Genomic DNA, 8394 nt, shown 5'->3' on the forward strand with positions numbered 1-8394 from the left:
GGAGACGGCCGGCCCGCCGCTCGCCGGTGTCGCGGGGCGGCTCGAAGCCGGAGCAACGGCCGGAGCGGGGCCCGCCGTCGTTGCCTGGGGGAGCGCCGCAACGGCGGGCGGAGCCGCGGTCACAGCCGGGATTGTGAGTGGGACCGCCACGGCGGGCATGGCGGGGGCTGGGCCTGCGATGGGGCCGGCCGCGGCCGTGCCCGACCCACCCGCCTCCTGCCCGGGCTCTTCGCCCTGCGCTTCCGGCGCCGCGGGGGGCGCGTCCTGGGCGGGCGTAAACCCGGCGGCGGCCGCTCCGGCAAGGAGCATCACGGCCAGTCCATCGAACCCAGGCTCCGGGCGCGTGGCTCCGCCCGCCGCCGTGCCCGGGGCGGTGGAACGGCCGAGGGCTGCCGCCTCTTGGCCGCCCTCGGAAGCTCGGGCCGCCCCAGCCGGTGCCACGGCAGCGGCCAGCGCGAAGACCGTCGCGGCGGCCCCCGCCGGGGCCGGGGCAGAGTCCGACCCGTTCGGGCCAGGGAGGGGGCCCACGGGAGACACCAACAGGGGAGGCGGCGAGGCGGCGAGGGGAGGGGACAGGTTCATCGCTGACATGGATCTGGTGCTGGGCCGGCGCAATCTCGGGGCCAACCCTGGATCGGACCAAGCCCCTGATCTGGCAGCGCATTTTGCGCCGCAGCCCCGGGCCCGTGCGGCCCGCTCGGCAGATCCCGCCACCTCTCCCGGCAGCTCTTGCCGACCCAGGCGCTCGGCGGGGTGGCAGGTTCGGGCTGGCTCCGCTATATGGCCGCCTCAGCCGGCTAACTTCCGATCCATGCCTGACATCCTCGACCTTCCGGGCGATCCCGGCTCGACCCGAGTCGCGGTCGCCATGTCCGGAGGGGTCGATTCCTCTGTCGCGGCGGCGCTCCTGGCGCGCGCCGGCTACGAGGTGGTCGGCCTGACGCTCCAGCTCTACGATCAGGGTTCGGCCGCGGCGCGGCCGGGTGCGTGCTGCGCCGGCGCCGATATCCACGACGCCAGGCGCGCAGCCGAGCGGATCGGGATCCCGCATTACGTGCTGGATTACGAGGCCCGCTTCCGCGAGCGCGTGATCGACCGCTTCGCGGCCAGCTATGCGTCGGGCGAGACGCCGATCCCCTGCGTGGAGTGCAACAGGTCGGTCAAGTTCACGGACCTGCTCGGGGTCGCGGAAGATCTCGGCGCGGCGGTCCTGGCGACCGGCCATTACGTGGCGAGCCGGGCCGCGCCGGGCGGCGGCCGCCATCTGCTGCGGGCCGCCGATCCGAGCCGTGACCAGAGCTACTTTCTCTACGCCACCACACCCGAGCAGCTCGCCCGGTTGCGCTTTCCGCTCGGCGACATGGACAAGGCCGAGACCCGGCGCCTGGCCCACGCCTTCGACCTGCCCGTGGCCGACAAGCCCGACAGCCAGGACATCTGCTTCGTGCCCGATGGCCGCTATGCCGACCTCGTCGGCCGGCTCCGGCCGGATGCGGTCAGGCCGGGCGACATTGTGACCGAGGAGGGCCGGGTTCTGGGCCGTCATCCGGGCATCGTGCATTTCACCGTGGGCCAGCGGCGGGGGCTCGGAATTGCCTCGGTGGAACCGCTCTACGTGCTGGCGCTCGACCCGGAGCGGGCGCGCGTCGTGGTCGGCCCACGCGAGAGGCTGGCTACGACCCACCTCACGCTGCGCGACGTGAACTGGCTCGGCGACGGCGCGCTCGCCGATCTTCCGGCCGAAGGCCTGCCGGTGGCGGTGCGGGTGCGGTCGACCCGCCCCCCGGGGGAAGCCCTGCTGCGCAACCGGGACGGGGTGGCCGAGGTCGAACTCCTGTCCCCGGCCGAGGGCGTCTCGCCGGGTCAAGCCTGCGTCTTCTACGACGGCACGGGCCCCAGGGCGCGCGTGCTCGGCGGCGGCACCATTCGGCGGGACGTGGCCTCCGCGCCCGGCCTCCCGCGGGCCGCCTGAGATGGGAACACAGCCGACCACCGCGCTGATGCGCAAGGCCTACCAGCGCTGGGCGCCGGTCTACGACATTGTCTACGACAAGCTGACCGAGCCGGCCGCCCGGGCCGCGGTCGCGGCCGTGGAGGCGAGCGGCCGACGCATCCTGGAGGTCGGCGTCGGCACTGGCCTGTCACTCGGCTATTACGCGACGCACTCGGAGGTGCACGGCATCGACCTGTCCGAGGACATGCTGCGGCGGGCGGCCGAGAAGGTGCGGCGCCGCACGCTTGGCCACGTCAAGAGCCTGCAAGTCATGGACGCCTGCCGGCTCGGCTTCCCGGATGCCTGTTTCGACGCGGTCACCGCCCAATTCCTGATCACGCTCGTGCCGAATCCGGAGGGGGCACTCGACGAGATGACCCGCGTGCTGCGGCCTGGGGGCGAGATCGTGCTGGTGAACCATTTCGGCCAGGACGAGGGTGCGCTCGCCCGCATCGAGAGCGTGGTCGCGCCCCTTTGCGCCCGCATCGGCTGGAGCTCGGATTTCAAGGCGTCGCGGATCACCGGCTGGGCGGCCGCGCGGGGGCTCGAGCCGCTGCCGCTTCAGCCCGTCTTCCCGGGCGGCTTCTTCAAGGTGCTGCGCGTCCGCAAGCCGGGCTGAGCGCGGCCGCGCGGCGCCGAGCCCGCCGCAGCCCTCAATACAGGCCGGAGGACAGGTCGGCGCTTGGCCGGAGTTGCCGCGGTGCGCCGGCCTGCCCATCGACCAGCCGGGCCGGCCGCTCCGTCCCTCTCGGCCGCGGGCTCTCGGGCCCCCGCGACACCCGGTCCGGATCGAGCCGCGGCTCGAATTTGAGCAGCGGCTTGCAGACCCGCCGCAGCCCCCGCGCATCGTGCCGGGCCAGGTCGAGATGCAGGTGGTCGTCGTGGAACGCGTCCGAGCCCGGGGCGAGCACGGTTGTGAAGTGGCGGCAGGCGCCCAGAAACACCTCGCGCAAAAACTCCTGCTCGTCGTCCGCCCCGCGCCAGCCCTTCCGCAGCGTGATCTCGCGGCCGCCGGCGAGCCGGAAGGCGAAGACGTCGAGCGCGTTGCCGTAGGAATGCTCAGACATGCGGGCGCCGCTCTGGTTGTTGCGTGAGCGGCAGCTGTAGGAGCCGGCCCGCAGCCCGATCACGGGCTCGCCGAAATACAGATCGGCCGCGGGCTGCACAGTGCCGAGCAGCCAGCTGTCGATTTCCGGGATGATCGGGCAGGACAGGGTCACGCCCGTGGTCAGCGCGACCTCGCCGGCCGCAAAGGCGCTCGCCCGGAACGGGTAGGTCATGCCGCAACTGCCCGGCCCGTCGATCTCGGCCAGGCGGGACAGGTAGGCCGAGGGCTGGACGACTTTGGCCCGCAGGCAGGCCTCCTCGGCCTGCGCCCGCCAGGGTTCGCGCGCCTCGAAGGCGAACCGTCCACACCCCACAAGCGCAGCACCCGCAAGCGCGAGAGCCGACAACGCAACACAGCCACGACGCATGCCGGGAGATTGCCGCGATCCTCGTTAAAGGCTGCTCAACCACGTCCGGCCCCCGCTGACCCAGATCGGCGCAGAAATTGCGCCGCCCGCCGCCCGGCGGGCCTTCCCTCCGGGGCCGGCGCGACGCAGGATCGGCCATCGCCGGGATACGCCATGCTCTCGCTCGTCCACATCACCGACCGGATCCGCAACGGGGCCCTGACCGCGGAGGCCGCGATCGCGCTTTCCACGGACGCCATGCGGGCGCGTGAGCCCGGCATCGGCGCCTTCACGCACCTCGCGCGGACGCCAAAGCCCGGCTCCGGGCCGCTCGCCGGGGTGGCGGTCGCTGTGAAGGACATCATCGACACGGCGGACATGCCGACCGAGATGGGCGTGCCGGCGATCTATGGCGGCTGGCAGCCCAAGGCTGACGCCGCCATCGTGGCCGCGCTTCGCCGGGCCGGCGCTACGGTGATCGGCAAATCGACCTCCACGGCTTTTGCGTCCTCCGACCCGACGACCACCCGCAATCCGCACGGCCCGGCCCACACGCCCGGGGGGTCGTCCGCCGGCTCCGCTGCGGCGGTCGGGGCCGGGATGGTGCCACTGGCGCTCGGCACCCAGACGGCCGGCTCCGTGATCCGCCCCGCCTCGTTCTGCGGCGCCGCCGCCATCAAGCCCTCCTTCCGCCTGCTGCCGACCGTCGGCGTGAAATGTCTCGCCTGGACGCTGGACACCGTCGGGCTGTTCGCGGCCGGCACGGCGGACCTGGCGCTGGCGCTCTCCGTCCTGAGCGGCCGGCCGATGGGCCCGAGCGGCTTGCGGACGCCGCGGCTCGGGCTGGTGCGGCAGCGCTTCGCGGGGGCCGCGGAGCCGGACGGCGAGGCGGCGCTGGAGCGGGCCGCGAGCCTGCTGAGCCGGGCCGGCGCGATCGTGACGGAGGTCGAGGCGCCGTCCTCCATGGCGGACGGCTGGACCGTCCACCCGAGCATCCAGGATTACGAGGCCTTTGTCGCCAACAGCTGGGAATACGACACCGTCCGCGACCGCATTCCGCCCAACATCCTGGCCAATCTCGAGGCCGGCCGGGCGGTCGGCACCGCGGCCTACGACGAGGCGCGCCGAATCGCGAACCGGGCCCGCCGCGACGCCGGGCTTCTGTTTGACGGGATCGACGCCCTGATCACCTACGCGGCTCCCGGCGAGGCGCCGCGCGGCCTCGAGAGCACGGGTGACCCGCGCTTCAACCGGATCTGGACCATGCTCGGCGCCCCTTGCGTGTCCGTGCCGGGGCTGGTCGGGACGAGCGGGCTGCCGATCGGCATCCAGGTGGTCGCGCCGTTCAGCCGCGACGCATTGGCGCTGGAGGTCGGGCGATTCGTGGAAGAGGCGCTGGTCCAGGGCGTTTGACGCGTTGCGCACCGCAGCATTGACCGGTCCCGGCGGGACCTTCGGTCCGCTCTGCTGCGCCCCCTGGCGGAGAGTGCTGCGCCTTGCGGCCGCCTTCGCCGAGCCGTGCGGGCGCCCCCTTCGCGCCGCAACAAAGGCCGCAATGTGGAAGGCGGCTTCACGATTGAAACTTCCGCTGCTAGCTTCGCGTTGAGAGCCGGAGCGAGGAGGCGAAGGCCATGGACCTGATCGCGAGACGAGACTGGTGGTCGACCATGCAGATCGGCGTATTCTGCGCCTCGATCGGCTTGCTGGGGGCGATCGTCGCCGGATTTTTCTGACACAGGCGCACGGACCCGCGCGGGTCCGGCCCCAACACATCCGCCGAAGCCGCCGCAGGGCGGCTTTTTTATGCGCTGCCCTCGCCTCGAGTGCCGTGAGCGCGTAGGGCGGGGAGGTGCAGATCGCTCCTCCCGCCAAGCCCCTGACGTGGTGGGCGAGCCTCGTCGTTCTCTCCGCCGGCGTCACGCTGGCGCTGTCGGCCGCGTCCGTGCCGGCCTCCATCCTGATCGGGCCGATGCTGGCCGGGATCGCTCTCGGTCTGGCCGGCACATCCATTCAGGTCCCGCGTGCAGCCATCACCGCCGCCCAAGGGGTGGTCGGCTGCCTCATCGCCACCTCGATCACCCCTGAGGTGCTGGGCGAGGTCGTCCGCGACTGGCCGGCCCTGCTGTTCGGCGTGGCGGCGACCATCGTGGCCTCCAGCCTCGTCGGCTTTCTGTGCGCCCGCTACGGGCGGCTGCCCGGCCCGGTGGCGGCCTGGGGCTCGGCGCCCGGCGCCGCCGCCGCCATGGTGACGATGGCGGGCGAGTTCGGGGCCGACGCGCGGCTGGTCGCGGTGATGCAATACGTGCGGGTGATCTGCGTGGTGCTGTCCGCCTCGCTGGTTTCCCGGGCCATGCTGGGCGATGCCGCCGCGACCCACATCGCGCCGGGCGCCAGTGCGGCTCCGGCCTTCGATGCGGTCGGCCTCGCGGCCACGCTGACGGTCGCGATGGTCGGCTCCTGGCTCGGCCGCGTGCTGCGGGTCCCGGCCGGCGGGCTCCTCGTGCCCCTGGTGATCGGAGCCGCGCTGACGGCCGGCGGGGTGGTTCACCTGTCCGTGCCGACGCCGCTGCTGGCGCTGGCCTATGCCGGGATCGGCTGGGCCATCGGGCTGCAATTCGAGCGCGCCTCCCTGTCCCGCTCGTTGCGGGCGCTGCCCGAGATCGCCCTCGCGAGCCTCGGCACGGTGGCGCTCTGCGCCGGGGCGGCCTGGGTGATGGTGGAGGGCATGGGCTTCCCGCCGCTCACGGCCTACCTGGCGACCAGCCCCGGCGGCATCGACACCGTGGCCATCATCGCGCTGGCGGGCGGGGCCGATACGGCCTTCGTGATGGCGCTCCAGACCCTGCGCGTCCTGGCGGTGGTGGCGAGCGGGCCGGCCATCGCCCGCCTTATCGCCCGGACCACGAAACGGGCCAGCCGGCGCCCGATCAGCGGCGACGGCCCGGCCGGCGACCCGCCGCTCTCCCCCTGAACGAAAAACGGCCGGGCAGAGCCGCCCGGCCGTCGATCCGTTGCTTCGGTGGGGAGCCGCCTATTCGGCGGCCTGGAGGCGCGGCGAGCCCTCTTCGGCCTTGCCGTCACTGTAGGTCGGGCCCTTGCGGTTCTCGCCCGGCGCGGGCTTGCCCGGCATGGTCGGCAGGGCCTTGGCCTGTTCCAGGTCCACCCCGGCCGCCTCGGCGACCCGGCGGCCGTAATCCTGGTCGCAATGCCAGAAGTGCCAGACCATGCGGAGCGCCAGTTCACCCGGGACCTGCTTCAGGTCGCCCGCGATGTTGTTGATCAGGTCGTCACGCTCCCAGTCCTGGAACGTCCGGTAGCGGATGCCGGCCTGAGCATAATCGTCCTGCACCCGGGTCGGCTGGAAGCGGCCGAGATGGCCCTGGACGAACTGGTGGTACTCCTTCTCGACCTTGGGCGCTTCAGTCAGCCCGCGGCCAAGATAGCTCGGCTCGTAGTTCACGTGCTTCGACTCGCCGCCGCGGTCGACGAAGAAGGCCATCTGGCCGTCCCGCTGGTTCGTGGCCGGACGCGCCCCGTCCTGCGGCGCATTGATCGGGAGCTGCAGGTAGTTCGCGCCGACCCGGTAGCGCTGCGTGTCCGAGTAGCTGAGCGTGCGGCCCTGCAGCATCTTGTCGTCGGAGAAGTCGATTCCGTCGACCAGCACGCCCGTGCCGAACGCCGATTGCTCCACGTCCGCGAAGAAGTTGTCCGGCACGCGGTCCAGCACCATGCGGCCGACCGGACGCAGCGGGATCTCGTCCTCGGGCCAGCGCTTGGTGTCATCGAGCGGATCGAAGGAGAGGTTCTCGTTGGGCCCGTCCGGCAGGATCTGGACGCAGAACTCCCATTCGGGGAAGTTCCCGGCCGAGATGTTGTCGTAGAGGTCGCGCGTCGCGTGCCCGACATCCTTCATCTGGATCTCGGCGGCCTGCCCGGAGGTCAGGTTGCGGACGCCCTGCTTCGGCACCCAGTGGAACTTGCAGAGGTGGGCGACGCCCTGGTCGTTGACGAGCTTGTAGGTGTTGACCCCCGAGCCCTCCATCTCACGGTAATTGGCCGGGATGCCCCATGGCGACAGGAGCCATGTCACCATGTGCAGGGCCTCGGGATGGCCCGCGATGAAGTCCCAGAAGCGCCAGGGCTCCTGACGGTTGGTGACCGGGTCGGGCTTGAAGGCGTGAATCATGTCCGGGAACTTGATGGCGTCCCGAATGAAGAAGATCTTGAGGTTGTTGCCGACCAGATCCCAGTTGCCGTCCAGCGTCTTGAACTTGACCGCGAAGCCGCGCGGGTCGCGCGCCGTCTCAGGGCTCTCCTTGGCGCCGGCCACGGTGGAGAAGCGGACGAACATCGGCGTCTTCACGCCGGTCTCGTTGAGGACGCGGGCGCGGGTGTACTTGGAGGCCGGCTCGCCGCCGATCGTGCCGTAGGCCTCGAACCAGCCATGGGCGCCGGCGCCCCGGGCGTGGACCACGCGCTCCGGAATGCGCTCGCGGTCGAAATGCGTGATCTTCTCGATGAACTGGTAGTTCTCGAGCGTGGCCGGCCCCCGCTCTCCCACAGTCCGCATCGACTGGTTGTCGCGCACGGGATGACCCTGCCGGGTCGTCAAGGTGTTGGGTTGATCGGCCATGGTCGGCTCCGCATTCACTTTGCACCAGTTCGCATGTCCTCGGCCCGGAAGCCAATGCATCGTTCCGACGAATGCGATAGGAACGCCTTATGAATGCCGGCGCCCTGTCCTTGCGCGACCTGGAATATGTGGTCGCTTTAGCCGAGGAGCGTCATTTCGGCCGCGCGGCCGAGCGCTGCAATGTCAGCCAGCCCGCCCTGTCGGCGCAGATCCGCAAGCTCGAGGACAATCTGGGCCTCGTCCTGTTCGAGCGGACCAGCCGGCGCGTGCTTCCGACGGCCGGCGGGGAGGCGGTGCTGCGCGAGGCCCGGGCC

7 protein-coding genes are annotated in these 8394 nt (G+C 71.8%); 5 read left to right on the forward strand and 2 right to left on the reverse strand.

Annotated elements, in window-relative coordinates:
* Positions 1 to 811 precede the first annotated feature (811 nt).
* Both mnmA and JWR86_RS00010 read left to right on the forward strand, forming a co-directional pair.
* On the forward strand, positions 812 to 1972 hold the full coding sequence (gene mnmA, locus JWR86_RS00005; RefSeq protein ID WP_299558893.1) for a tRNA 2-thiouridine(34) synthase MnmA: 1161 nt from the start codon (positions 812 to 814) through the stop codon (positions 1970 to 1972).
* Between the two features lies 1 nt (position 1973).
* On the forward strand, positions 1974 to 2612 hold the full coding sequence (locus JWR86_RS00010) for a class I SAM-dependent methyltransferase (RefSeq protein ID WP_299558896.1): 639 nt from the start codon (positions 1974 to 1976) through the stop codon (positions 2610 to 2612).
* A 34-nt stretch (positions 2613 to 2646) separates the two neighbouring features.
* Here the strand turns inward: JWR86_RS00010 and JWR86_RS00015 are convergent, their stop codons facing one another.
* Positions 2647 to 3447 (reverse strand): extensin family protein, encoded by an 801-nt coding sequence (locus JWR86_RS00015; protein ID WP_299558899.1) that lies wholly within the window; start codon positions 3445 to 3447, stop codon positions 2647 to 2649.
* Between the two features lie 174 nt (positions 3448 to 3621).
* Here JWR86_RS00015 and JWR86_RS00020 point away from each other — a divergent pair, with 174 nt between their 5' ends.
* Both JWR86_RS00020 and JWR86_RS00025 read left to right on the forward strand, forming a co-directional pair.
* On the forward strand, positions 3622 to 4860 hold the full coding sequence (locus tag JWR86_RS00020) for an amidase (protein ID WP_299558902.1): 1239 nt from the start codon (positions 3622 to 3624) through the stop codon (positions 4858 to 4860).
* A 436-nt stretch (positions 4861 to 5296) separates the two neighbouring features.
* Complete coding sequence (locus tag JWR86_RS00025) at positions 5297 to 6418, forward strand: AbrB family transcriptional regulator (RefSeq protein ID WP_299558905.1); 1122 nt, start codon at positions 5297 to 5299, stop codon at positions 6416 to 6418.
* A gap of 60 nt (positions 6419 to 6478) precedes the next feature.
* Here JWR86_RS00025 and JWR86_RS00030 read toward each other — a convergent pair whose 3' ends face one another.
* The gene (locus JWR86_RS00030) at positions 6479 to 8080 is read right to left on the reverse strand and encodes a catalase (RefSeq protein WP_299558908.1); all 1602 of its coding nucleotides are present in this window, start codon (positions 8078 to 8080) and stop codon (positions 6479 to 6481) included.
* Between the two features lie 89 nt (positions 8081 to 8169).
* Between JWR86_RS00030 and JWR86_RS00035 the strand changes: the two genes are divergently transcribed.
* Positions 8170 to 8394 (forward strand): LysR family transcriptional regulator (locus JWR86_RS00035; protein WP_299558911.1); only part of this gene is annotated, 225 nt, incomplete at its 3' end.

Origin of the sequence: Enterovirga sp. (assembly GCF_028290205.1) — a bacterium.
In the GTDB taxonomy this organism is placed as follows: Bacteria; Pseudomonadota; Alphaproteobacteria; order Rhizobiales; family Beijerinckiaceae; genus Enterovirga.